Origin of the sequence: Pantoea pleuroti (genome assembly GCF_014156615.1) — a bacterium.
Classification (GTDB): Bacteria; Pseudomonadota; Gammaproteobacteria; order Enterobacterales; family Enterobacteriaceae; genus Pantoea; species Pantoea agglomerans.
Window position 1 is genome coordinate 623,558 of the sequence record NZ_SBFD01000001.1, and the last position, 23,549, is coordinate 647,106.

26 protein-coding genes and 3 tRNA genes are annotated in these 23,549 nt (G+C 55.1%); 19 read left to right on the top strand and 10 right to left on the bottom strand.

The window, feature by feature from the left end:
- Positions 1-72: 72 nt before the first annotated feature.
- Positions 73-306, top strand: a complete 234-nt coding sequence (locus tag EPG66_RS03045) for a DUF4060 family protein (protein WP_010245542.1) — start codon at positions 73-75, stop codon at positions 304-306.
- 46 nt (positions 307-352) lie between these two features.
- Here EPG66_RS03045 and anmK read toward each other — a convergent pair whose 3' ends face one another.
- Entirely contained in the window at positions 353-1,474 is a 1,122-nt protein-coding gene (gene anmK / locus EPG66_RS03050) for an anhydro-N-acetylmuramic acid kinase (protein ID WP_115758997.1), read from the bottom strand.
- Positions 1,475-1,756: 282 nt separating this feature from the next.
- On the opposite strand from anmK, the gene slyB reads away from it, so the two are divergent.
- Complete coding sequence (slyB, locus tag EPG66_RS03055) at positions 1,757-2,224, top strand: outer membrane lipoprotein SlyB (RefSeq protein ID WP_010245548.1); 468 nt, start codon at positions 1,757-1,759, stop codon at positions 2,222-2,224.
- A gap of 40 nt (positions 2,225-2,264) precedes the next feature.
- Here slyB and slyA read toward each other — a convergent pair whose 3' ends face one another.
- Entirely contained in the window at positions 2,265-2,702 is a 438-nt protein-coding gene (slyA, locus tag EPG66_RS03060) for a transcriptional regulator SlyA (protein ID WP_010245551.1), read from the bottom strand.
- 150 nt (positions 2,703-2,852) lie between these two features.
- Between slyA and EPG66_RS03065 the strand changes: the two genes are divergently transcribed.
- Genes EPG66_RS03065 through EPG66_RS03075 form a run of 3 tightly spaced genes read left to right on the top strand, consistent with a single transcriptional unit; the run spans position 2,853 to position 5,949 of the window.
- Entirely contained in the window at positions 2,853-3,089 is a 237-nt protein-coding gene (locus EPG66_RS03065; protein ID WP_010245554.1) for a DUF1656 domain-containing protein, read from the top strand.
- A gap of 5 nt (positions 3,090-3,094) precedes the next feature.
- Positions 3,095-3,952, top strand: a complete 858-nt coding sequence (locus EPG66_RS03070; protein WP_010670044.1) for an efflux RND transporter periplasmic adaptor subunit — start codon at positions 3,095-3,097, stop codon at positions 3,950-3,952.
- Positions 3,949-5,949 (top strand): FUSC family protein, encoded by a 2,001-nt coding sequence (locus EPG66_RS03075; RefSeq protein WP_182685938.1) that lies wholly within the window; start codon positions 3,949-3,951, stop codon positions 5,947-5,949. The genes EPG66_RS03070 and EPG66_RS03075 overlap by 4 nt, the downstream gene beginning before the upstream one ends.
- Here the strand turns inward: EPG66_RS03075 and EPG66_RS03080 are convergent, their stop codons facing one another.
- The 4 genes from EPG66_RS03080 to EPG66_RS03095 form a co-directional block, all read right to left on the bottom strand.
- Positions 5,950-6,417, bottom strand: coding sequence for a hypothetical protein (locus EPG66_RS03080; protein WP_031590459.1), 468 nt, complete (start codon positions 6,415-6,417; stop codon positions 5,950-5,952).
- 130 nt (positions 6,418-6,547) lie between these two features.
- On the bottom strand, positions 6,548-7,066 hold the full coding sequence (sodC, locus tag EPG66_RS03085; RefSeq protein WP_182685940.1) for a superoxide dismutase family protein: 519 nt from the start codon (positions 7,064-7,066) through the stop codon (positions 6,548-6,550).
- 84 nt (positions 7,067-7,150) lie between these two features.
- On the bottom strand, positions 7,151-8,047 hold the full coding sequence (locus tag EPG66_RS03090; protein ID WP_031590461.1) for an aldo/keto reductase: 897 nt from the start codon (positions 8,045-8,047) through the stop codon (positions 7,151-7,153).
- Between the two features lie 68 nt (positions 8,048-8,115).
- Positions 8,116-8,355, bottom strand: coding sequence for a DUF1289 domain-containing protein (locus EPG66_RS03095; RefSeq protein WP_010245573.1), 240 nt, complete (start codon positions 8,353-8,355; stop codon positions 8,116-8,118).
- A 175-nt stretch (positions 8,356-8,530) separates the two neighbouring features.
- Between EPG66_RS03095 and EPG66_RS03100 the strand changes: the two genes are divergently transcribed.
- The 4 genes from EPG66_RS03100 to rnt all read left to right on the top strand — a co-directional run bounded on the left by EPG66_RS03100 (position 8,531) and on the right by rnt (position 11,588).
- Positions 8,531-9,127: a TetR/AcrR family transcriptional regulator gene (locus EPG66_RS03100; RefSeq protein ID WP_039391834.1), complete on the top strand. Its 597-nt coding sequence runs from the start codon at positions 8,531-8,533 to the stop codon at positions 9,125-9,127.
- 50 nt (positions 9,128-9,177) lie between these two features.
- Positions 9,178-10,275, top strand: coding sequence for an alkene reductase (nemA, locus tag EPG66_RS03105; protein WP_010245578.1), 1,098 nt, complete (start codon positions 9,178-9,180; stop codon positions 10,273-10,275).
- A gap of 116 nt (positions 10,276-10,391) precedes the next feature.
- A complete protein-coding gene (gene gloA / locus EPG66_RS03110) occupies positions 10,392-10,799 on the top strand; it encodes a lactoylglutathione lyase (RefSeq protein WP_182685942.1) in 408 nt (135 codons plus the stop codon).
- A gap of 120 nt (positions 10,800-10,919) precedes the next feature.
- Positions 10,920-11,588, top strand: a complete 669-nt coding sequence (gene rnt / locus EPG66_RS03115) for a ribonuclease T (protein ID WP_010245582.1) — start codon at positions 10,920-10,922, stop codon at positions 11,586-11,588.
- A gap of 43 nt (positions 11,589-11,631) precedes the next feature.
- Here the strand turns inward: rnt and EPG66_RS03120 are convergent, their stop codons facing one another.
- Positions 11,632-11,967, bottom strand: a complete 336-nt coding sequence (locus EPG66_RS03120; protein WP_170933470.1) for a Grx4 family monothiol glutaredoxin — start codon at positions 11,965-11,967, stop codon at positions 11,632-11,634.
- A 365-nt stretch (positions 11,968-12,332) separates the two neighbouring features.
- Here EPG66_RS03120 and EPG66_RS03125 point away from each other — a divergent pair, with 365 nt between their 5' ends.
- Positions 12,333-13,130, top strand: coding sequence for a C40 family peptidase (locus EPG66_RS03125; protein ID WP_010245589.1), 798 nt, complete (start codon positions 12,333-12,335; stop codon positions 13,128-13,130).
- Positions 13,131-13,177: 47 nt separating this feature from the next.
- Here the strand turns inward: EPG66_RS03125 and cydH are convergent, their stop codons facing one another.
- A complete protein-coding gene (cydH, locus tag EPG66_RS03130) occupies positions 13,178-13,267 on the bottom strand; it encodes a cytochrome bd-I oxidase subunit CydH (RefSeq protein ID WP_010245592.1) in 90 nt (29 codons plus the stop codon).
- A 281-nt stretch (positions 13,268-13,548) separates the two neighbouring features.
- Here cydH and purR point away from each other — a divergent pair, with 281 nt between their 5' ends.
- Entirely contained in the window at positions 13,549-14,574 is a 1,026-nt protein-coding gene (gene purR, locus EPG66_RS03135; RefSeq protein WP_010245595.1) for an HTH-type transcriptional repressor PurR, read from the top strand.
- Here the strand turns inward: purR and punR are convergent.
- Positions 14,571-15,476 carry a DNA-binding transcriptional activator PunR gene (punR, locus tag EPG66_RS03140; protein ID WP_069026167.1) on the bottom strand — a complete coding sequence of 302 codons (906 nt, stop codon included), beginning with the start codon at positions 15,474-15,476 and terminating at the stop codon, positions 14,571-14,573. The two genes, purR and punR, sit on opposite strands and share 4 nt — an antisense overlap.
- Positions 15,477-15,583: 107 nt before the next feature.
- Between punR and punC the strand changes: the two genes are divergently transcribed.
- Positions 15,584-16,786, top strand: coding sequence for a purine nucleoside transporter PunC (gene punC / locus EPG66_RS03145; RefSeq protein ID WP_039391828.1), 1,203 nt, complete (start codon positions 15,584-15,586; stop codon positions 16,784-16,786).
- 309 nt (positions 16,787-17,095) lie between these two features.
- Positions 17,096-18,244, top strand: coding sequence for a cyclopropane fatty acyl phospholipid synthase (cfa, locus tag EPG66_RS03150; RefSeq protein ID WP_010245604.1), 1,149 nt, complete (start codon positions 17,096-17,098; stop codon positions 18,242-18,244).
- Positions 18,245-18,580: 336 nt separating this feature from the next.
- Here the strand turns inward: cfa and EPG66_RS03155 are convergent, their stop codons facing one another.
- Positions 18,581-19,240 (bottom strand): riboflavin synthase, encoded by a 660-nt coding sequence (locus EPG66_RS03155; protein WP_010670039.1) that lies wholly within the window; start codon positions 19,238-19,240, stop codon positions 18,581-18,583.
- A gap of 202 nt (positions 19,241-19,442) precedes the next feature.
- On the opposite strand from EPG66_RS03155, the gene EPG66_RS03160 reads away from it, so the two are divergent.
- The 6 genes from EPG66_RS03160 to EPG66_RS03185 all read left to right on the top strand — a co-directional run bounded on the left by EPG66_RS03160 (position 19,443) and on the right by EPG66_RS03185 (position 23,511).
- The gene (locus EPG66_RS03160; protein WP_143790049.1) at positions 19,443-20,816 is read left to right on the top strand and encodes an MATE family efflux transporter; all 1,374 of its coding nucleotides are present in this window, start codon (positions 19,443-19,445) and stop codon (positions 20,814-20,816) included.
- Between the two features lie 152 nt (positions 20,817-20,968).
- Positions 20,969-21,045: transfer RNA gene (locus tag EPG66_RS03165), tRNA-Val, on the top strand.
- Positions 21,046-21,048: 3 nt separating this feature from the next.
- Positions 21,049-21,125: transfer RNA gene (locus EPG66_RS03170), tRNA-Val, on the top strand.
- Between the two features lie 11 nt (positions 21,126-21,136).
- Positions 21,137-21,213, top strand: a tRNA-Val gene (locus EPG66_RS03175).
- A gap of 344 nt (positions 21,214-21,557) precedes the next feature.
- The gene (pykF, locus tag EPG66_RS03180) at positions 21,558-22,970 is read left to right on the top strand and encodes a pyruvate kinase PykF (RefSeq protein ID WP_010245613.1); all 1,413 of its coding nucleotides are present in this window, start codon (positions 21,558-21,560) and stop codon (positions 22,968-22,970) included.
- A 304-nt stretch (positions 22,971-23,274) separates the two neighbouring features.
- Positions 23,275-23,511 (top strand): major outer membrane lipoprotein, encoded by a 237-nt coding sequence (locus tag EPG66_RS03185; protein ID WP_009090492.1) that lies wholly within the window; start codon positions 23,275-23,277, stop codon positions 23,509-23,511.
- The last annotated feature ends 38 nt before the right edge of the window (positions 23,512-23,549 follow it).

A 23,549-nucleotide genomic window follows, 5' to 3' on the forward strand; every position in this document is an offset into this window, starting at 1 on the left:
TGTTCAGTGTTTAGGCCAGCGCTACGCGCCATGCGTGCGACGTGACTCCAGGGACAGCATTTGAGGAACTGAATGAAGCAAATCATCCGCGGTGATAAAGAACCCTCCCATATTCTCGCAGCGACCCGTGCGCTTGAAGCGCACTACTCCCGCTACGGAGAAGGTAATAAGTACCATCCCGTTATCTATTCCATCGCCTACCGCAGCCGGTTTTATCAGGTTGAGGTGATTACCCGACGTGAAACCATGGTTGCCTCGGTGATTACTGGCGTTCGCAACCTGACGCATCTCTCCGGCGCCGCCTGAGGGCCGCCTGTAATTCTGCGGGGGCAGATTGCCCCCGACTCCCCGCTTAGCGTCGGTAGAGTGAATTCGCCGGAAAGATTGCGCCAATCACGCTTTTTTCCCGTGCGCCCGTCACCGCAGGCAGATTGCCCGGCAGGCCGGAGAGCGTGCGGAAAGCCAGCCAGGCAAACGCCAGCGCCTCCATATCGTCACCACTGACACCCGCCGCATCGGTAATTGTTACTTCCGTTCCCGGAAGATGCGCTGCCAGACGTGCCATCAGCAGCGGATTGCGGCTGCCGCCGCCACACACCAGCAGACGGTCGCAGCCATCATTGAGTAACACCTGCTGCGTGATGGTGATGGCGGTCAGCTCGACCAGCGTTGCCTGCACATCCTGCGCAGCCAGACCCGGGAAATAGCGCAGATGCTGCTCCAGCCAGCTGAGGTTGAAATGTTCGCGCCCGGTGCTTTTCGGCGGCGGCAACGCAAACCAGGGCTCACGAAGCAGCGCCTCCAGCAGTGCCGGAATCACTGACCCGCTGCGCGCCCACTGCGCATCTTTGTCATACGGCTGAGCCTGATTACGCCAGATCCAGGCGTCCAGCAGCATATTGCCGGGGCCGGTATCGAAGCCGCGCACCGGCTGACCCGGGATCAGCAGCGAGAGATTGGCGATGCCGCCAATATTCAGCACCATGCGGCGTTCAGTGGCATCCATCAGCAGCGCCTGATGAAAGGCAGGCACCAGCGGCGCACCCTGCCCGCCCAGCGCCATATCACGGCGGCGGAAATCCCCTACCACGGTGACGCCTGTGGCCGCCACGATCTGGTTATGATCGCCTATCTGCAGCGTATTGGGTGCGTCACTCTGTGGCTCATGCCAGACGGTCTGACCATGACAGCCAATCGCCGTGATATCGCTGGCGTCAAGCGATTCGCGCTTCATTAATGTCACTACCGCTTCAGCAAACAGCTGGCCGAGGCGGGTATCGAGCTGGCCGAGCTGCGACAGCGTCAGGGACTGTCCCTGACATATCGCCAGAATCGCCTGACGCAGTTCTGGTGGCATCGGATGGCAGTAGCTCGCCTGCTGCGCCACCATATTTTCATCAATGGCAGCCAGCACCACATCCACTCCATCCAGGCTGGTGCCTGACATTACCCCAATATAGCGTCCTGATTTCATAGCCATTCCTTACTTCCGGCGGGAAGTGCGATTCATCTGCGGTTAGCCTGACAAATAATGATCGCTAATTCTATGATTAAATTCTTTTTATCCAATCGTGCTGACTGATAACGTAATGGGACTATTTTTAGTCCACGATTGAATTATTGTTGATCCTGCATAGTCTATGCTTCGTCCAGCCGTGTTTTATTCGGACAGGGATTAATTTGCCAGGTTTGTGTCTTATACTGTGAGCAGGATACAGCGGTAAACGTGGCACCTTCTCGACTAAAGGAGTTTCAAATGATTAAGCGTGTAATTGTGGTCGCTCTGGCCGGTGTGATGCTGGCAGGTTGTAGCAATACCAGTACGCTGTCGGGTGATACCTACAGTGCCAGTGAAGCTAAGCAGGTGCAGAGCGTTTCGTACGGTACCTTAGTCTCAGTACGTCCGGTGAAAATCCAGGGCGGCGATGAGAGCAATGTCATCGGTGCTATCGGTGGTGCGGTGCTGGGTGGCTTCCTGGGTAACACCATTGGCGGCGGCAGCGGACGTAGCCTGGCGACAGCCGGTGGTGCGGTTCTGGGTGGCGTAGCAGGCCAGGGCGTACAGGGCGCAGTCAATAAAACCGATGGCGTTGAGCTGGAAATCCGTAAGGATGATGGCAACACCATCATGGTGGTTCAGAAACAGGCCGCCACGCGTTACTCTGTTGGCCAGCGTGTTGTGATGGCATCCAACGGCAGCCAGGTGACGGTTTCACCTCGCTAATGAAGCTAAACAAAAAACCGACGCCTGGGCGTCGGTTTTTTTATTTCTCTTTATGCTGAAGTTCGAGAATGTTTTTCTCAAGCCGGGCGATCAGCGTCACCATCTGACTGATCTCTTCCCGACTGATGCCGGACAAAATGTCATCCCGCGTCTCATCAATCACACTCTCAACCTGTTCGATAATCGGCTCGGCCTGCTGCGTCAGCTTAATGCGCTTGGCACGACGATCGTTGGCGCAGGTCGAACGGGTGATTAATCCTTTCTCTTCCAGCTGATCCAGCGTGCGCACCAGCGAAGGCTGTTCAATACCAATCGCCTTGGCTAACTGAATCTGCGACTGTTCGGGCGGCAGTTGATGAATATTGTGCAACGTCACCCAGTGAGTCTGAGTCAGCTCAAGCGGCTTCAGCCGCTGATCAATCAACGCGCGCCAGATGCGCACCAGGCGAGATAAATCCGTTCCGAGGGGCGTATCCATTTCATCTCCTTATAATTAGCTTGCTAGCTATCAAGCCAGATTTTACACTATTCTGCGAGTTTACAGGACAAATTACAAATCCCGGACCAGGCTACGATAACGTGGCAGCGCTTTCACTCTGCCGTTTGGGTTAACGAAGGATGTTATCACGTGCTCACTCCTGCTTTTTCAGGTGCGAATCCGCTGACCGATCTGGTGGTGGGTGCCTCACTGTTTTTCCCGCCGATATTCAAAGCGGTGATCCTCGGCTTCTTTTTCTGGCTGCTGATCCACCCTCTGGTGCGTGGCTGGATCTACTCCGGCGATGTCTGGCATCCCACCCTGTTTGATCTCTCCCTGTTTGTGCTGTGCGTTACCGCCGCACTCTGGCTCATCGGTCACGGATAATCGATATGAAATTTAACGCGGTAAAATACTTCTCCACGCTGATTGTGTTTGCCCTGGCGCTGCTGGCCGGTGGCTGGCTCTGGAACTACTACATGCAGTCGCCCTGGACCCGTGACGGGAAAGTACGGGCAGAGCTGGTGGATATCACACCTCAGGTGTCGGGCCGGATTACGCAACTGAAGGTCAGAGACAATCAGTTTGTGCATCAGGGCCAGCAGCTGTTAACGCTGGACCCGGTGCCGTGGCAGATCGCGCTCGACAATGCCGCCGCCCAGCTCAGCAAAGCGCAGGCGGATCTCGCGAAAGCGCAGCATGAATTTAACCGTCGCAGCAGCCTGCCGCGCAATATCATCTCCGCAGAGGACCTTGATGCCGCGCGATTAAGCGCCGGCGCGGCGGCCGCCAGCACCAAAGCGGCACAGGCGGAGTGGGAACGGGCGCGCTGGAATCTGCAGCAGACGACGCTGACCGCACCGGCGGATGGCTGGATCACCAATCTGACGCTGCGTCCCGGCAACTATGCCACCGCGGGTTCGCCTCTGTTTGCCCTGGTCGACAGCCACTCTTACTACGTAATGGGCTACTTCGAAGAGACCAAACTGCGCCATATTCACCCAGGCGCAGCGGCCCAGGTGGTGCTCTACAGCAATGGCATGCGGCTGCAGGGTCAGGTGGATAGCATTGGCCGCGCCATCTATGACCAGAGCATTGAGACCGACAGCGGTCTGGTGCCCGATATCAAGCCCAACGTGCCCTGGGTGCGGCTGGCGCAGCGGGTGCCGGTGCGTATTCGTCTCGACCCGCTCCCTGCCGATGCAGACCTGGTGGCGGGAACCAGCTGCACCATCACCATCCAGCCATGAATTTTCAGTGGCTGGCCTGGGATCAACTGCCCTGGATTAAGGCTAACGCCGGCCAGTGGCGCTATGCGTTGCGCAACGCTATTGCGATGTGCCTGGCGCTGAGCATCGCCTACGCACTGGATCTTGATGAGCCGTACTGGGCAATGACCTCTGCCGCCGTGATTAGCTTTCCCACCGTCGGCGGCGCGATCAGTAAAAGCCTGGGGCGCATCGTTGGCAGTCTGATGGGGGCCAGCGCTGCGCTGCTGATCGCCGGACATACGCTGAATGAGCCGTGGCTGTTTACCTTCGCCATTGCCGGCTGGCTGGCGCTCTGCACCGGCATAGCGAACCACTACCAGAATAACGTTGCATACGCCTTTTCGCTGGCGGGCTACACCGCCGCCATCATCGCCTTTAGCAGCGTTAATATCACCGATATCACCTCGCTATGGACCATCGCTCAGGCACGTGTCTGCGAGGTGATCTCCGGCATTCTCTGCGCCGGATTGATGATGATGGTACTGCCGAGTACCTCCGATGGTGAGACGCTGATTACCTCACTGAAACAGATGCATGCCCGGTTGCTGGAACATGCGGTGTTACTGCTGCAGCCCTCAGCCAGCGAGACCATCCGGACCGCGCATGAAAATGTCATCAGCCAGATCCTGACCATGAATCTGCTGCGGATTCAGGCGTTCTGGAGCCACTACCGCTTTCGCCGACAGAACAACGTGCTGAACTATGTGCTGCACCAGCAGCTGCAACTCACCAGCGTGCTCTCCAGCCTGCGACGTATGCTGCTGAACTGGCCCGACGCGCCAGAGGCGCTGTTTGAGGCGCTGCAACAACTGCTGGCGGAGCTGGCGAAACCGGCGTGTGATAAATATCGTCTGGCGCAAATCCTGCGCAGCGTAACCCCGGCAGCGGATGGTGACTACCGGCAGCGCGCTTTTTGTCAGCGGCTGCGTTACTTCTGCTGGATGTACCTCAACGTGCAGCGCTGGATCCGCCTGCTGGATCGCGCCGATGCCGACACCCGCTTTCAGCCACCGCCGGTTCCGGCGCTGGCGCGCGACAGTGACAGTGCCGAGGCGGGCTGGAGCGCCCTGCGTACTTTCTGCGTTATCGTGCTGGGCTGCGCCTTCTGGATCAATACGCAATGGTCTTCCGGTGCCGCCGCGCTCACCTTAACCGCCATAGCCTGTGTGCTCTACGCTTCATCACCCTCACCTGGCGGCAGCGTCACGCTGCTGCTGAAAACCCTGCTGTGGCTGTTTGCGTTTAGTTTTGTGATGAAGTTTGGGCTGATGGTGCAGATTAGTCAGCTGTGGCAGTTTTTGCTGTTTCTGTTCCCACTGCTGGTGACGCTGCAACTCTTTAAGCTGCAGCAGAAACAGCGCGCCGGGATGTGGGGACAGTTCATCGTCTTTATGGGTTCGTTTATCGCGGTGACTAACCCGCCCACCTGGGATTATCAGGACTTCTTTAACGATAACATCGCCAAAGTCTGTGGGGTGCTGCTCGCCTGGCTGGCGTTCCAGATTCTGCGACCCAGCTCCGATGCGCTGCGCAGCCGACGGCATATCCGGGCGCTGCGGCTGGCATTTCTCGATCAGCTGCGGCAGCGGCCCCGGCTCAGCGAGAGCCGCTTCGAATCGCAGATTTACCACCGTATCAGCCAGCTCAGTCACAGCCGGGACGAGCAGGCACGCGTCTGGCTACTGCGCTGGGGCGTGGTGCTGCTCAACTGCTCGCATATTGTCTGGCAGCTGCGTGAATGGCGCACCGGTTCAGCCGCACTGATGGGGTTTCGCGATCACTGCCTGCAAGATTTACAGCAGATTATCAGCAGCCGAGGCGTCCGCCACAGCTCGCTGGATCGGATGCTGACGGAGCTGGAGGAGACCATCACCGCATTACTGGCGCGGGAAAGCAACGAGGCCAGCGAACTGGCGGGGATTATCTGGCGGTTACGCTGCTCACTGGCACAGCTGAAGCAGGCGGTGCCGGAGTGATCACTGGCAATATTGCTGCTGTTGCCGGTTAAAATCATCCTGCAGCTGTTGCAGCGTTTTATGGCCTTCGAAGCGGGTTTTATCCATTTCGGTCATCGGTTCAATCACCAGCACTTTCTCATCGGGTGAGAAGATAAACCGGCGTGTCAGTTCGGTACCGGTAAAACTCTGACCATGAATGCCACCGCACACCATAGTCATGGTGCGGCGATAGATGGTGCTATCCGTGAAATTGGTTTCGGTGGCGCTGCGAAAGACCTGATCGCAACCCTGCGCTTCCAGCTTATGCACCATATTGCGGCTCAGCCATTCACGACCCTTCGCGATCTTTTCACAGGTGATACGCATCGGGTTGGTATCAATGGTGCGCTGCAGTTCGCGTCCGGTTTCGGTGACCAGTTGCGTATCATTGGGTTTATCGCATCCCACCAGCAGCAGACACAGCAGTAATGCGCCCTTGAATTTCATTTTCCTGCTCCTTTCCCCATCACGCTTTCTTACCTGAATCAATATCATAGGGGGGAAATGTCAGGGATGGTACAACAATTCATAAACAGGCAGGAGAAAAGCGGGCGGCCATCGCCTGCCGCCCGGAAACTCAGATGACACCGCAGGCGTAGCGTGCCCCGCCACCGCCCAGCGGTTTAGGATGGTCTGCATGATTGTCACCGCCGACATGCACCATCAGCGCTTTGCCTTTGATCTCTTTTAACGATTTCAGACGCGGCGCCAGCACCGGATAAGTGGCGCTGCCTTTGTCATCGACATAGACTGCGGGCAGGTCGCCCAGGTGCCCCTCTGCATAAGGCCCCAGATGTTTGCCGCTGTTGGCCGGATCAAGGTGCCCACCCGCCGCACCGGCGGCGACCACTTTGCCCTCAGACTCGCCCGGCTCACAGCTGCCTTTGGCATGGACATGGAAACCATGAATTCCTGGCTGAAGCCCCTGCAGATCCGGCGTGAACTGCAGACCATACTGTGTCTCGTCAATCTTAACGGTGCCCAGCGATTTTCCAATCCCTTCAGCGGTAACCTGATGGATCGTAACCTGCTCGCTGGAAGCCTGTGCTGAGCCGCAGGCGATCAGTGCGAATAAGGCAACTGCTTTCATTTTCATGGTGACTCCATTTGCATACCAGGGTTTGAGATAAGTCTGGTCGCTGTTGCGCTATTTTGCCGGAGATTGACGCAGTTTTACGCTTCAGGGCACATCAAATCCCAGCGCCGCCTTGCGAATACGGAACCACTGCTGACGCGACAGGGATAAATCCAGTGCCCCGGCGGCTTCGCTGACCCGCGCCGTTTTACCTGAGCCGATGATCGGCAGCGGGCGAGATGGCAGCATCAGTATCCAGGCATAGACCACCTGATCCAGGCTGGTGGCACCGGTTTCCTGCCGCACGGCTTCCAGTTCGTTACGCAGCGGCTGGAAATGGGGATCGTTAAACAGGCGGCCGCCACCCAGACAGGACCAGGCCATCGGACGAATGCGCAGCTGCTGACACTGATCCAGCGACCCATCCAGCAGCACACTTTGCTGCACCGGTGAGATCTCCAGCTGATTTGTCACCAGCGAGAACGGCAGGCGGGATTGCAGCAGGGAAAACTGTGATGGTGAGAAGTTGGAAACGCCAAAATGCAGAACCTTGCCGCTGTGATGCAGCGCCATAAAGGCTTCGGCCACCTCGTCAGCCTCCATCAGCGGATCGGGACGATGGATCAGCAACAGGTCGAGACGATCGGTATGGATATGGCGCAGTGAGTTTTCAGCACTCTGAAGGATATGACGTTTGTCGGTAATGTAGTGGCCTATCTGATGCTCAGGCTGGGCGCGGGTGGCGATGCCGCACTTGGTCACAATCTGTAGCTGGTCGCGCAAACCAGGTGCCAGTTTCAGTGCCTCGCCAAACGCCGCCTCACACTGGTAGTCACCGTAGATGTCCGCATGGTCAACGGTGGTGATGCCGAGCCTCACATGGTGCTCAATAAAGGCGACCCGCTCCTGTGGCGACATCCCCCACTCCATCAGACGCCAGTACCCCATGACCAGCGGTGAAAAATCGGGCCCCTGTGAAGCGATGGCTTGCGGTTCTAACATGACGTTCTCCCTGTTGCGCGTTGGCTGAAATTAGCGTGTCAGAGAGTATAACGGAAAGCGCAAAGTCGTCAGAATAACTCCGGCTGTTGTGGCGCGTGCGGCTCCTCGCCTTTCTGTTGCCGTTGCAGACGCTGACGCCGCTGCTGACAAAGACGAATGACTTCACGCTTTTGCGCATCGCTGAAGCGCAGCCAGTTGAACCGCTCATCGCGGCTGCGTAAACATCCCAGGCAGTAGCCGCGCGCATCAGTCTGGCAGATGCCGCGACAGGGGCTGGGAACCGGGAAAAACTCAAGCTGCTCAGCCACCACGCCTCCGGATTCACAGAATAAACAGTCCAGTAAAAAGCGTAGCCTGGTTGCGCAGGAAGTAAGCCCCACCCGGCCAGAATTAATCCTGTTCTTTGACTCAGGAGTGAACACTCTGTGCCAAATATAGAGGGTTGCATTGCATTAGACCGACTGGTCTACTAATCTCACTGCCATGAATAAGACGCTACAACGCAACGAAACCCGCGAACACCTGCTCCAGACAGGTGAGCAACTCTGTCTGCAACGCGGCTTTACCGGAATGGGCCTCAGCGAACTGCTGACGCAGGCGGCGGTGCCGAAAGGCTCCTTCTACTACTACTTCCGTTCTAAAGAGGCGTTTGGCGTGGCGTTACTGGAACGCTATTTTGCGCGTTACCTGCAGGATGTGGCGTTGCAGCTTAACCAGACCGATGGCACGCCGCGTGAGCGCCTGCTTAACCACTTTCGTGCTGCCGTTGATCTGTTTGTTCAGCAGGGCCACATCGTAGGCTGTCTGGGCGTCAAAGTCTCCGCGGAGGTGTGCGATCTCTCAGAGCCGATGCGTGATGCACTGCAGCAGGGTGCCGGAAAGATCACGGCACTCTACGCCCGGACCCTGATTGCCGCAGAGCAGCAGGAGTCGCTGAGCCTGCCGCAGCCCCCCGCGCAGATGGCGGAATTGCTGTCGCTGCTGTGGCTGGGTGCCAGCCTGCAGAGCAAAATTTCCCGCGAGGCGCAGCCACTGCGTCTGGCATTGAGTACCATCGAACAGTGGCTTGAACGCCACTGATTTTTAAAACACATGTTTGTAGACGACTGGTCTACTAATCAGGAGCTATTATGGCGAGTACCCAGCTGTTTCGTCCGCTAAAAGTCGGTGCAATTACTGTCCCAAACCGCGTATTTATGGCACCGCTGACCCGTCTGCGCAGCATTGAGCCAGGCGACATCCCTACCCCGATGATGGCTGAATATTATCGCCAGCGCGCCAGCGCCGGTTTAATCATCACCGAAGCGACCCAGATCTCTTTCCAGGCGAAAGGCTATGCCGGTGCGCCAGGCTTACATACTCAGCCACAGATTGCAGCGTGGAAAGCGATTAACGAAGGCGTGCATCAGGCTGGCGGTCACACCGCAGTACAGTTATGGCACACCGGTCGTATCTCACATAACAGCGTGCAGCCGGAAGGCAAAGCACCGGTTGCGCCATCGGCGATTGCCGCTGGCACCCGTACCTCACTGCGTGCTGAAGATGGCAGCGTCTATCGCGAAGATACCTCAACGCCGCGTGAGCTGACAGTGCCAGAGATTAAGCAGATCGTGGCAGATTTTGGCCAGGCCGCAGCCAACGCGCGTGAAGCGGACTTTGACCTGCTTGAGCTGCACTCGGCGCACGGTTACCTGATGCACCAGTTCCTGGCACCTGGCTCAAACCAGCGTACTGATGAATATGGCGGCAGCATCGAAAAACGCGGTCGCTTTGCGCTGGAAGTGGTTGATGCGGTGATCGCTAACTGGTCAGCCGATCGCATTGGTATTCGCGTCTCACCTATCGGCAGCTTCCAGAATCTGGACAACGGCCCGGATGAAGAGGAAGCGGCGCTGTGGTACATCGGCGAACTGGCAAAACGCAACATCGCCTATCTGCACCTCTCTGAGCCAGACTGGGCCGGCGGTCAGCCTTACACCGATGCTTTCCGTCAGAAAGTGCGTGATCTCTTCCCGGGTGCCATCATTGGTGCCGGTGCCTATACCGTTGAGAAAGCGGATGACCTGATTGGTCGCGGTCTGATCGATGCGGTTGCGTTTGGTCGCGATTACATTGCTAACCCGGATCTGGTTGAGCGTCTGCAGCAGGACGCCCCACTCAATCCACAGCGTCCGGAAAGCTTCTACGGCGGCGGCGCTGAAGGTTATATCGACTACCCGACGCTGTAACCGGTTCGGGCTGCCGTCCGGGATGATGACGGCAGCCATTATTCAATAGCGATTTTCATCGCTATACTTAGCGCCTGAGTCATCGGGCGATGGCGTTTTATTTAAAAGAGGATGTTATGCGTTTACTTCATACCATGCTGCGCGTTGGCGATCTGCAACGTTCAATCGATTTCTACACCCGTGTGCTGGGCATGCGCGTGCTGCGTCAGAGCGAAAACACCGAATACAAATATACCCTGGCATTTGTGGGCTACACCGACGAGAGCGAAGGTGCGGTGATCGAACTGACCTATAACTGGGGCGTCGATAAGTATGACCTCGGTGATGCCTATGGTCATATTGCGCTGGGCGTTGATGACGCAGCAGCGGCCTGCGAACGTATCCGCAGAGATGGCGGCAACGTGACGCGTGAAGCTGGCCCGGTTAAAGGCGGCTCCACCATTATTGCCTTTGTTGAAGATCCCGATGGTTACAAAATCGAGCTAATCGAAAACAAAGATGCCGGTAACGGCCTCGGCAACTAAACCTGCCTGTCAGCCTGCCCGATCGGGTGGGCTGAATCCCCTTCTCTGCGCTTCATCTGCTGCACCCGGCCCCGTTTTTTGCCATAATACGCGCTGCCCTTTTTCTGCAACGAGATCCTGATGTCTGAATCGAATTCCCCTAATGCACTCAATCAACGTTTCCGTGGCTTCTATCCGGTGGTGATCGACGTTGAAACCGCGGGTTTCAATGCGCAAACCGATGCGTTACTGGAGATTGCCGCTATCACGCTGAAGATGGATGAAGAGGGATGGATTCAGATTGACCAGACGCTGCATTTCAACGTCGAACCTTTTGTCGGATCGCTGCTGCATCCGGAAGCCCTGGCCTTTACCGGCATCGATCCCAGCAATCCGCTGCGCGGCGCGGTCAGTGAATATGAGGCGCTGCACGCCATTTTCAAAATGGTGCGTAAGGGCATTAAAGACAGCGGCTGCAATCGCGCCATTATGGTGGCGCACAATGCCACTTTCGACCTGAACTTTATGTCAGCGGCGGCGGAACGAGCCAGCCTGAAGCGCAATCCGTTTCACCCGTTTGCCACCTTTGACACCGCGGCCCTGAGCGGGCTGGTTTTGGGTCAGACGGTGCTGGCGAAGGCCTGTATTGCGGCAGGAATGGAGTTTGACAGCACGCAGGCGCATTCTGCGCTCTATGACACTCAGCAGACGGCAACGCTGTTCTGCGAGCTGGTGAACCGCTGGAAACGGTTAGGCGGCTGGCCACTGCCCTTCGCGGAAGGCGATGCAGAAGCCACGACATCCGCATAAGGGATGCCGCAATGAAAAAGGCCGACATGATGTCGGCCTTTTTTTATTCTGCTTCTTTAAATTTTTCTGCGGTCTCTTTGATCAGCGTCTGCAGTTCACCACGTTGTAACATCTCAACGATGATGTCGCATCCACCGACCAGCTCGCCATCGACCCAGAGCTGCGGGAAAGTTGGCCAGTTAGCGAATTTCGGCATCTCGGCACGAATGTCCGGGTTCTGCAGAATATCCACGTAAGCAAAACGCTCACCGCAGGCTGACAGCGCCTGCACCGCCTGTGCAGAGAAACCGCAGCTTGGCAGTTTCGGGGAACCTTTCATGTACAGCAGGATCGGGTTTTCTGCGATCTGGCGCTGAATTTTTTCTACAGTACTCATAATTGCCTTCCTTAATTCGTCACATCGTGTTTGTTTATTGTAGCGACTTCGCAGCGTGACTGAAAACGAGATTTTGATCGCTGCCCGATTAAATCGCCATCATTGTTAAGTCATGCTCCGGAACACCTGAACACCTGATTATTAACAGCAGGTAACAGATTAATAATTCGTAATAATTTCGTTGATATAAGACGCTGAAAATGTTCATTTTCAGCACGATTACGTGAGTTGCAAAGATTAATATTAAAAGGCATTACAGTTTTTAAAAGAACTGGACTAGAATGGCCTGGGCGCTGATCCTGGATCAGATTAATCTCAACTTTGTCGCGGTGCGTAGTGGCCCTGACAACTTAACTATTCAACGGACTATGCGTTTAATCATTACGTTTTTCATGCTGGCCTTTGCGCAACTGTTTTTCAACATCGCCGCTGCGTCGCCTCACGCGCCGGTGAACGTCAGTACGCATAAAGCAGAGAAAAAGAGTGCACGCGACGATGAGCGTCGCAAGCGTCGCCCGGTGAAAACGGTGACGAAAAAGACTCGCCTCAGCCCGGTTCAAAAATTAAAAACAAAAAAACTGAAAAAAGTCGAACTCACCGCGAAACAGACGCCTGCTAAGAAGACCTCGCTAAAAACCGCCCGTCTCAGTAAGAACAAAGAGAAAAAACGTTATGGTCATCAGCGCCTGCTGAAAACCGCTGAGGTCACCACCAGCGAGACCGGCACGATTAAGATGAGCAAATCTCACCGTCAGCGCTACCAGAAGGCCCGCGAAACCGCGATGACCAAGCTGATGGGTCAGTTGGGTAAACCCTATCAGTGGGGCGGCACCTCTCCCCATACCGGTTTCGATTGCAGCGGCCTGGTCTGGTACGCCTATAAAGATCTGGTGAAGTTTAAGATCCCACGTACCGCTAACGAGATGTACCACCTGCGTGACGCCGCGCCGATCAAGCGTGAGTCGCTGGAGAAAGGCGATCTGGTCTTCTTCCGTATCAATGGACGCGGTACTGCGGACCATGTCGGCGTTTACCTGGGTGATGGCAAGTTTATCCAGTCGCCACGCACCGGCAAAGATATTCAGATCAGCGCGTTAGGAGAGGATTACTGGCAGCGCCACTATATCGGTGCCCGTCGGGTGATGACGCCGAAAACCATACGCTGAGCAGCAGAACAACCAGAAGAGAGCCGGGATAATCCCGGCTTTTTTTATTAGTGCAGAATAGCGGTAAAACTAAAGGCCACAATCATCAGCAGGCAGCCCGCGGTGGTCATTAAAGCCAGTTTAAGATCGGTACTCATTGCTTGCTCCTTAGTCACACAATTAGCAGGGGTATCGCATTTTCCCACAGGGCCCGGTAAAAATCTCGTTTTATCCATTCAGCCTTGTTAGAATCCCGCCTTTGTTGCGCAACGCGCGCAACCCTGATTCTGTTTGCGCACGTTTTCAGGCGTTTTTATTACGCCAGCGGCCTGTTTAGTGGCCAGGAAAGCTGAATTTTTGCGGAAAAAACCCTGAGCAGACGCAAACGTTTAACACTACGCTTATCATAGAGTTAGATAAGCACTGGAGTCCGATTTTCATGGCAACAATTAAAGATGTGGCGAAACGCGCTGGCGTCTCAACGACCACCGTTTCGCACGTCATCAATAAAACCCGCTTTGTGGCTGAAGAGACGCGCAACGCGGTCTGGCAGGCGATTAAAGAACTCCACTACTCGCCGAGCGCCGTGGCGCGCAGCCTGAAAGTGAACCATACCAAGACGCTGGGCCTGCTTGCCACCTCCAGCGAAGCGCCCTATTTCGCTGAAATTATCGAAGCGGTTGAAAATCACTGTTTTGACAAAGGCTATACGCTGATTCTGGGTAATGCACATAACGATCTGCAAAAACAGCGCGCCTATCTCAGTATGATGGCTCAGAAACGCGTCGATGGGCTGCTGGTGATGTGCTCTGAATATCCGGACGATCTGCTGCAGATGCTGGAAGAGAATCGCAATATCCCGATGGTGGTGATGGACTGGGGTGAGTCGCGCGCCGACTTCACCGACACGGTACTGGATAATGCTTTCCAGGGCGGCTATCTGGCGGGACGCTATCTGATTGAACGCGGACACCGGGATATTGGTGCTATCCCCGGTCAGATGGAGCGTAACACCGGTGGCGGACGTCATGCTGGTTTCCTGAAGGCGATGGAAGAAGCGGGTATTCAGCCACGCGCCGAGTGGATTGTGCAGGGTGACTTTGAGCCGGAGTCAGGCTATCAGGCGATGCAGCAGATCCTGTCGCAGAAGCAGCGTCCGACGGCGGTGTTCTGTGGCGGTGACATCATGGCGATGGGCGCGATTTGCGCCGCCGATGAGATGGGTTTGCGCGTCCCCCAGGATATTTCGGTGATCGGCTATGACAATGTGCGCAACGCCCGTTATTTTGCACCGGCCCTGACCACGGTGCATCAGCCCAAAGCCCAGTTGGGTGAGAAAGCGCTGGAAATGCTGCTGGACCGCATTACCAGTAAGCGCGAAGTGTCACAAACGATTGAGGTCCATCCGACGCTGATTGAGCGCCGTTCCGTGGCCGATGGCCCATTCCGCGACTATCGTCGTTAATGCTCGCTTAACCACTCCTGATTAAGCGTTTGCGCATCACCCAGATAGCTGAGCAACCAGGCTGTCGCCGGTGATGCGCGATCCTCTGCCCAGCTGACGCAGCATGGGCTGTCCGGAAACGCCACCGGCAGCGTCAGTTCAACCAGCTCGCCACTGTCGAGCAGTGGCCTGGCCAGATGGCCCGGCACCATCGCCACACACAATCCCGCCTGCACGCACTCCAGCCCGGTTTGCCACTCCGGCACCACCAGCCTGCGCTGGTTATCCAGCGTCCATGTCATACGACGCGGCAGCGCGCGTGAAGTATCTTCCAGCACCAGGGACGGCCAGCTACGCAGCGTGTCATCATCTATCTGGCTCGCCTGTGTCAGAGGATGGTCGGGCGCAACCACGCAGCGCCAGTTAAGCGTGCCCATATCCCGAAAAGCAAAGCGTCCGCCCACCGGTATTGCCTGCGTGGCACCAATCGCCACTTCCACCCGGCCATCGGCCAGCGCATCCCAGACGCCGTTAAAGACTTCATAGCTGATGATCAGCTCCATATCGGGAAAGTGGCGATAGAAATCTTTGACCAGTTGTCGGGTGCGCTGAGGTTTAGCGATACGGTCAACGGCTATGCTTAGCTGGCCGCGCCAGCCGTTAGCCAGCTGCTGACACTGTCGCCGGGTGGCAAGCATTTTTTTGATGACGCTGCGTCCTTCCCGGACAAAATGCTCACCCGCCGGGGTCAGAACCACTTCGCGATGCTGCCGTTCAAACAGCGGTACCGCCAGCCAGTTTTCCAGCTGACGCACCGTATAGCTGATGGCAGAGGGCACACGATGTAACTCCTGCGCGGCGGCGCTGAAGCTCCCTCCACGGGCGACAGCGTCAACCACCTCTAATGCATATTCTGACCACATAATTTGCCTTCAAAAATTTTAACAGCAATCGGCAAATATTACCGTTTCACAGCAGCAAACGCACCTTTTACACTCTGCCGCGTTTATCCTGCAAAAAAGAGAATCAGATGCTGTCGAATAAAGGGTTTATGCCCTACCTTGCCCTGCTGAGCATGCTGGGCTTTTTAGCCACTGATATGTATCTGCCCGCCTTTGGTGCGATGCAGCAAACCTTTAACACTTCACCCGGTCTGATCAGCGCCAGTATGAGTCTCTTCCTGGGCGGCTTCGCCGTGGGTCAGCTCTTCTGGGGACCGCTTTCCGATCGCATCGGCCGTAAACCGGTGCTGCTGGCCGGACTGGCCATGTTTGGCGCTGGCTGCGCAGGCATGCTGTGGGTGAATGATATCTATCTGATGCTGGCGCTGCGTTTTGTCCAGGCGATTGGTGTCTGTGCCGCTGCCGTAAGCTGGCAGGCGCTGGTGGTGGATCGCTATCCTGCAGCACGCGCTAACAAAGTCTTTGCCACCATTATGCCGCTGGTTGCGCTCTCTCCGGCGCTGGCTCCGCTGCTGGGTGCCTGGCTGATCGGCCACTTCCACTGGCGTTCGATTTTCCTGGTGCTGACTCTGATTGCGGTGGCGTTGATTCTGACTACGCTGCGTCTGCCCACCGTGCGCAAGGCAGCGGGAGAAAAAGGTGCGCAGCCGGGCTTTTTCACGCTGCTTAAATCCCGGGTCTACAGCGGCAACGTGCTGATCTATTCCGCCTGCTCCGCCAGCTTCTTTGCCTGGCTGACCGGATCGCCCTTTATTCTGGCGGATCTGGGTCTGTCGCCCGCCGATATCGGTCTGAGTTATGTGCCCCAGACGCTCGCCTTTTTAATTGGCGGTTTCGGCTGTCGCACCCTGCTCAACCGCTTTAACGGCGCACAGTTGCTGCCCTGGCTGCTGGGCGTCTACAGCCTGAGCATCCTGGCGCTGTTTGCTGTTGCGCTTGCTGGCAGCAGCACGCTGGTGAGTCTGATGGTTCCGTTCTGCGGTATGGCGCTGGCTAACGGCGCGATCTATCCGATTGTGGTGTCCAGTGCGCTGATGCCCTTCCCGACAGCTACCGGTAAAGCCGCCGCGTTGCAGAATACACTGCAGTTAGGACTCTGTTTCGCTGCCAGCCTGGCGGTATCGGCCGGTTTAACGCAGCCGCTATTTACCACTACACTGATGATGACGGTGACAATTGTGCTGGCGCTGATGGGTTACGCCATGCAGCGTGCCGCAAGCGCACAAACTGTTGTTGCCTCTGCGCAACCTGCCTGCCAGGATAATCAGTGACACACTGACTTTTTAGTTAGCGCCCTAACAATAAGTTATTGAATATTGACCCGCGTGAGCATATACTCATCCGGGTCAACAAATCTGTAATAAATCAAGAATATAATAACGTAATAATCTGATTGGCACCCTGCTGCCGGGATGGTATTCGCGCGCGTTATTCTCACCTTACCCGACCTGCTGCAGGCTGTTCCAGTCCTCTGTATCACACAAATAACCGGTTGCGGAGCCATCCGCATCGTTTCTCAATGCCTGAATAAATTGGCTACTCTTTGTTCAGGTTCAGATTGGACAGGTGGTGGAAAATCTATGAGTTCATCTTATGCAGAAGAAGTGAGCCTCGAAGAAAACCATTGGTATCGCATCGTTCATGAACTGCTGGAAAAAGCGGATATCGAAATTAATGGTTCACGTCCCTGGGATATTCATATTAATCATCCTGGTTTTTTTAAACGTGTTCTGCAGGAGGGCTCTCTTGGGCTCGGTGAGAGCTATATGGATGGATGGTGGGAGTGTGACCGGCTGGATATTTTCTTCCATCAGGTACTTAAGCATAAACTCGATCAGCAGCTGCCTCATCACTTTAAAGATACGCTGCGCATTGCCGCCGCACGCTTAACCAATCTGCAGTCAAAAAAACGGGCGTGGATTGTCGGTAAAGAGCATTACGACCTGGGCAACGACCTCTTTTCACTGATGCTCGATCCGTACATGCAATACTCCTGTGGCTACTGGAAAGAGGCGACGACACTGGCGACGGCGCAGGAAGCCAAGCTGGATATGATCTGCCGTAAATTAGCGCTGGAACCCGGAATGTCACTGCTGGATATCGGCTGTGGCTGGGGCGGACTCGCGGAATTTGCCGCACGTCATTATGGCGTTAAAGTCCATGGCGTGACGATTTCCGCCGAACAACAGAAACTGGCGCAGCAGCGCTGCAGCGGATTAGACGTCACGATTCTGTTGCAGGATTATCGCGATCTGAATGAGCAGTTTGATCGTATTGTGTCGGTGGGTATGTTTGAGCATGTCGGACCGAAAAATTACGCGACCTATTTTGACGTGGTCGATCGTAATTTAAAGCCTGACGGTATTTTCCTGCTTCACACCATCGGCGCGATCAAAACTGATATGAGTGTCGATCCCTGGATCGATAAATATATCTTCCCCAACGGCTGCCTGCCTTCGGTGCGCCATGTGGCCGATGCCAGCGAGCCCCATTTTATTCTGGAAGACTGGCACAATTTCGGCGCAGATTACGACAAAACACTGATGGCCTGGCATGAACGCTTTTTGCAGGCCTGGCCAGAGCTGGCCGATAAATATGGCGAACGCTTTAAACGGATGTTCTCCTATTATCTGAATGCCTGTGCCGGTGCCTTCCGGGCGCGTGATATTCAGCTGTGGCAGATCGTGTTCAGTCGCGGCGTTGAGGGGGGATTACGGGTGGCGCGGTAGGGGTTAAAAAGCGGGCAATTAACAAAGCGCTACCCCGGCCAAAGACTTTATAAGAGTGGCCTGTTTTGCTTTAAGAGGAAGCGTTGCGCCAGGAACAGGGTCAGACCGGAAAGTCGCAAAACCTGTCATCCCTGACACGCCCGGCCCACGCGATTACGCACCTCATCCCTGAGGTGCGCCCATATCCGGGCCAACGCTTTGCGTTGTTCAAAAACGCTCCCGGCGTTTTTATCCGGGCGGCGGGACGCTTTCCTCTTCTGACCCGGCGCCCTGCGCTTTTAGAGTGCTGACAGAGTAAAACCGATTGGGCTGGCTGCGGTGCTTACGCGCCTTTTATCAACTCTCTGTCGTTGACTGGCCGGTCAGCATGCTCATCGCCGCCGCGGCATCGCGCTGTGCTAACACCCGCTCAACGGTCTCCACGATTGCCTGCGTGTGCGGATCGATTTCAATATTCACCCGATCGCCAAAGGTCTTCGCCCCCAGCGTGGTACGCTCCAGCGTTTCCGGGATCAGATAGACGCAGAACTTAGTCTTAGTCACATCGCCTACCGTCAGGCTGATACCGTCGATGCCGACAAACCCTTTATGCAGAATATATTTCATCTGCGCCGCATCCTGGATTTTAAACCAGACTTCGCGGTTATGTTCTGACTGGATAATCTTGCAGATTTCAGCGGTGGTCATAATATGACCAGACATCAGGTGTCCGCCTATTTCATCGCTGAATTTCGCTGCACGCTCAATATTGACCACATCGCCCTGACGTAAATCGCCAAGGTTAGTCACCCGCAATGTCTCTTTAATTAAATCAAAACTGACGCGGTCGCCTTCAATTGCCGTTACGGTTAAACAGCAACCGTTATGGGCTACGGATGCGCCCAGCGCCAGACCCGGTAAGAGCTCTTCCGGCAGACGGACAGTATGGGTACGAAACAGTTCTTTCTCTTCAATGGACACGATTTCTGCGGTGCCCTGCACAATACCGGTAAACATAGTCTTTGCCTCTGCGAAGTTTACGCTAGTTTATCACAGCTCAGGTCGGCTGTTAGATTTCAGCCCGCACCGCCGCTTTATAGCGGAGCAAACCGCATTGTGTGACAAAGATTGGCGAATTCTGTTACGCCAGTTACACTAGCTCGCGAAATTCCCCGGGCTTCCTGCCCCTTTTAATTCATTCAATAAGTCAGGTGTTAACGTGCAGAAGTATTTAACAGAAGCGCGTCAATTGCTGGCCCTTGCGATTCCGGTCATCCTTGCTCAGGTGGCTCAAACCGCAATGGGATTTGTGGATACCATTATGGCCGGCGCAGTCAGCGCCACGGATATGGCCGCCGTTGCTGTCGGCACCTCTGTCTGGCTACCGGCCATCCTGTTTGGTCATGGTCTTCTGCTTGCATTGACGCCCACCGTTGCGCAACTCAATGGTTCTGGCCGCCGCGAACGCATCGGTGAACAGATCCGCCAGGGATACTGGCTCGCCTTTTTCGTCTCCCTGCTGATTATGGTGCTGTTGTGGCATGCCGGTTATCTTATCCGGGCGATGCATGACATCGATCCAGTGCTGGCGCTGAAGGCAGAAGGCTACTTGCATGCCCTGCTGTTCGGCGCGCCTGGCTACCTCTTCTTCCAGGTGCTGCGCAATCAGTGCGAGGGGCTGTCGAAAACCAAACCCGGCATGGTGCTGGGCTTTTTAGGCCTGATGTTCAACATCCCGCTCAACTATGTCTTTATCTATGGTCACTTCGGCATGCCTGCCCTGGGCGGTGTCGGCTGCGGCGTGGCGACCGCCTCGGTCTACTGGGTGATGTTTATCTGCATGCGCTTCTGGGTGCGCCGGATGGGTAGCATGCGCGATATCCGTATGGAGAGCCGCTGGTCACCCCCTTCCCGTCCGATTCTGAGCCGCCTGATGACGCTGGGATTGCCGGTGGCGCTGGCACTCTTCTTTGAGGTCACGCTGTTCGCCGTGGTCGCCCTGCTGGTTTCGCCACTGGGCATCGTTAACGTGGCCGGTCACCAGATTGCGCTCAATTTCAGTTCACTGATGTTTGTATTGCCGCTGTCGCTGGGTGTCGCGACCACCATCCGCGTCGGTTATCGTCTGGGTCAGGGCTCCACCGAGCAGGCACGGGTCGCGGCCTGGACCGCCCAGGGGGTTGGCATCAGCATGGCGGCGCTGACCGCCATTTTTACCGTGACGTTTCGTCATCAGATTGCCCTGCTCTATAACGACAACCCTGAAGTGGTGACGCTGGCGGCACAGCTGATGCTGCTGGCGGCAATTTATCAGTTCTCAGACTCGATACAGGTGATTGGCAGCGGGATCCTGCGCGGCTATAAAGATACGCGGTCGATTTTCTTTATTACCTTTATCGCTTACTGGCTGCTGGGACTGCCCGCCGGTTATCTGCTGGCGCTGACCGACTGGCTGGTGCCGCGCATGGGACCTGCGGGCTTCTGGTGCGGCTTTATTATCGGCCTGACCTCGGCTGCGGTGATGATGATCTGGCGCATCAGACGGTTACAGCAATCACCTGCGGAGATTATCCTGACGCGTGCAGCGCGATAACGTTCGGGGCGGGTCATTCATGGCCCGCAATGACGAAAAAAACGACGGTTAGCACAGTTGCTGTGCAGTCATGGCGAAAAAACTATTTTCCCCTTGCCAGCCTCACACGCTGCCGTTAATATTCGTCCCCGCTGTCGCCCTGACAGCATGTTGCGCTCTTAGCTCAGTTGGTTAGAGCACCACCTTGACATGGTGGGGGTCGATGGTTCGAGTCCATTAGAGCGCACCAAGTGCGTCCGTAGCTCAGTTGGTTAGAGCACCACCTTGACATGGTGGGGGTCGGTGGTTCGAGTCCACTCGGACGCACCAATATTCAGAATGCGCTCTTAGCTCAGTTGGTTAGAGCACCACCTTGACATGGTGGGGGTCGATGGTTCGAGTCCATTAGAGCGCACCACTTTCAGAATTCCTTCAGCTTGCGCAACTCCACTTTTATTGATCTGCATCGCTTCCCCCTTCTGCTTTTTGATTGGTTTTCGCATACTTAGCGTCTATACTGTCCCGCGTTGCTTACTTGAAAGGTTTCAGCGATCACGTGCTTACTGCGATAACTCAAATGAATTGCGCAACAACAGCGTGGTGGTTACCAACCGTAACCGCACAACTTCCCTGCACGCCTGGCCTTCGTCACCTATTCTTACTCAGTACTGCCCTTTTCAGTCTCAATCAGAAATTTCACTTCGATGCGCTGCCATCGGATTCCGCCCTTATTCATCCATCACAACTTACAGAAAATCCGTCATGAAAAAGACTAAAATCGTTTGTACAATCGGCCCGAAAACCGAATCCGAAGAGATGCTGACTCAGCTGCTTGAAGCTGGCATGAATGTTATGCGTCTTAACTTCTCTCACGGCGACTACGCTGAGCATGGTCAACGCATCACCAACATGCGTGCCGTTATGCAAAAAACCGGCCGTCAGGCCGCTATCCTGCTGGATACCAAAGGCCCTGAAATCCGCACCATGAAACTGGAAGGCGGCAACGATGCGGCTCTGAAAGCGGGTCAGACCTTTACCTTTACTACAGATCAGAGCGTGATTGGCAACAGCGAGCGCGTTGCGGTGACTTATCCGGGTTTCACTGCTGACCTGAAAATCGGCAACACGGTGCTGGTCGATGATGGCCTGATTGGTATGGAAGTGACCGAAGTCACTGAAAATACCGTGGTGTGTAAAGTCCTGAACAATGGCGATCTGGGTGAAAACAAAGGCGTTAACCTGCCAGGCGTCTCTATCCAGCTGCCAGCACTGGCCGAAAAAGATAAGCGCGACCTGATTTTTGGTTGTGAGCAGGGTGTAGACTTTGTCGCCGCCTCTTTCATCCGTAAACGTTCAGATGTGCTGGAAATTCGCGAGCACCTGAAACAGAACGGCGGCGAGCATATCCAGATCATCTCCAAAATCGAAAACCAGGAAGGCCTGAACAACTTCGATGAAATCCTCGAAGCGTCAGACGGCATCATGGTTGCGCGTGGCGACCTGGGTGTTGAGATCCCGGTTGAAGAAGTGATCTTCGCGCAGAAGATGATGATCAAAAAATGTAATAAAGCACGCAAAGTGGTCATCACGGCTACCCAGATGCTCGATTCCATGATCAAGAACCCGCGCCCTACCCGCGCAGAAGCCGGTGACGTGGCAAACGCCATTCTCGACGGTACCGATGCTGTGATGCTGTCAGGTGAGAGCGCCAAAGGCCGTTATCCGCTGGAGTCGGTCACCATCATGGCGACCATCTGTGAGCGTACCGATCGCGTGATGAAGTCCCGCATCGACAGCCAGAGTGATAACCGCAAAATGCGTATCACAGAAGCTGTCTGCCGTGGTGCTGTAGAGACCGCTGAGAAGCTGGAAGCGCCACTGATTGTGGTTGCTACCGAAGGGGGTAAATCTGCTAAAGCCGTGCGTAAATACTTCCCGAACGCGACCATCCTGGCGCTGACCACCAATCCGATGACTGCCCGTCAGCTGATCCTGAGCAAAGGGATTGAGACACGTCTGGTGACAGAGATCGCTTCAACCGATGATTTCTATCGTCTGGGTAAAGAAGCGGCGCTGGAAAGTGGCTACGGCCAGAAAGGCGATGTTGTGGTGCTGGTGTCAGGTGCATTAGTACCAAGCGGAACTACCAACACCGCTTCTGTACACGTTCTGTAAAACTCTCTCTGACCATTATTTTGAAGCGCCTTTTTCGGGCGCTTTTTTTTATTTCTACTTAAACCAAATGTCAGAAAATTCCAATCGAAAATAACTATTCAAATACTCTTAATATTAAGGTTAATCCGATTAAATCTCTCTGTTTTCGCTAAATTTTTTTATCATATTCTGTGATTCGCTGCTTCTTTGAGCGAACGATCAAATTTAAGCATCTTCTCATCAAAAATTTATTCTCAACTTAAAAAGCTTTGTGTAATACTTGTAACGCTACATGGAGATTAACTCAATCTAGAGGGTATAAATAATGAATCGTACTAAACTGGTACTGGGCGCGGTAGTTCTGGCTTCAACTCTGCTGGCTGGTTGCTCAAGCAACGCTAAAATCGACCAGCTGTCTTCAGACGTTCAGACTCTGAACGCTAAAGTTGACCAGCTGAGCAACGACGTGAACGCAGTGCGTTCAGACGTTCAGGCTGCTAAAGATGACGCAGCACGCGCTAACCAGCGTCTGGACAACCAGGCTCACTCTTACCGTAAGTAAGAGTTCTGGTTTAAAAATGGCGCCTTTATGGCGCCATT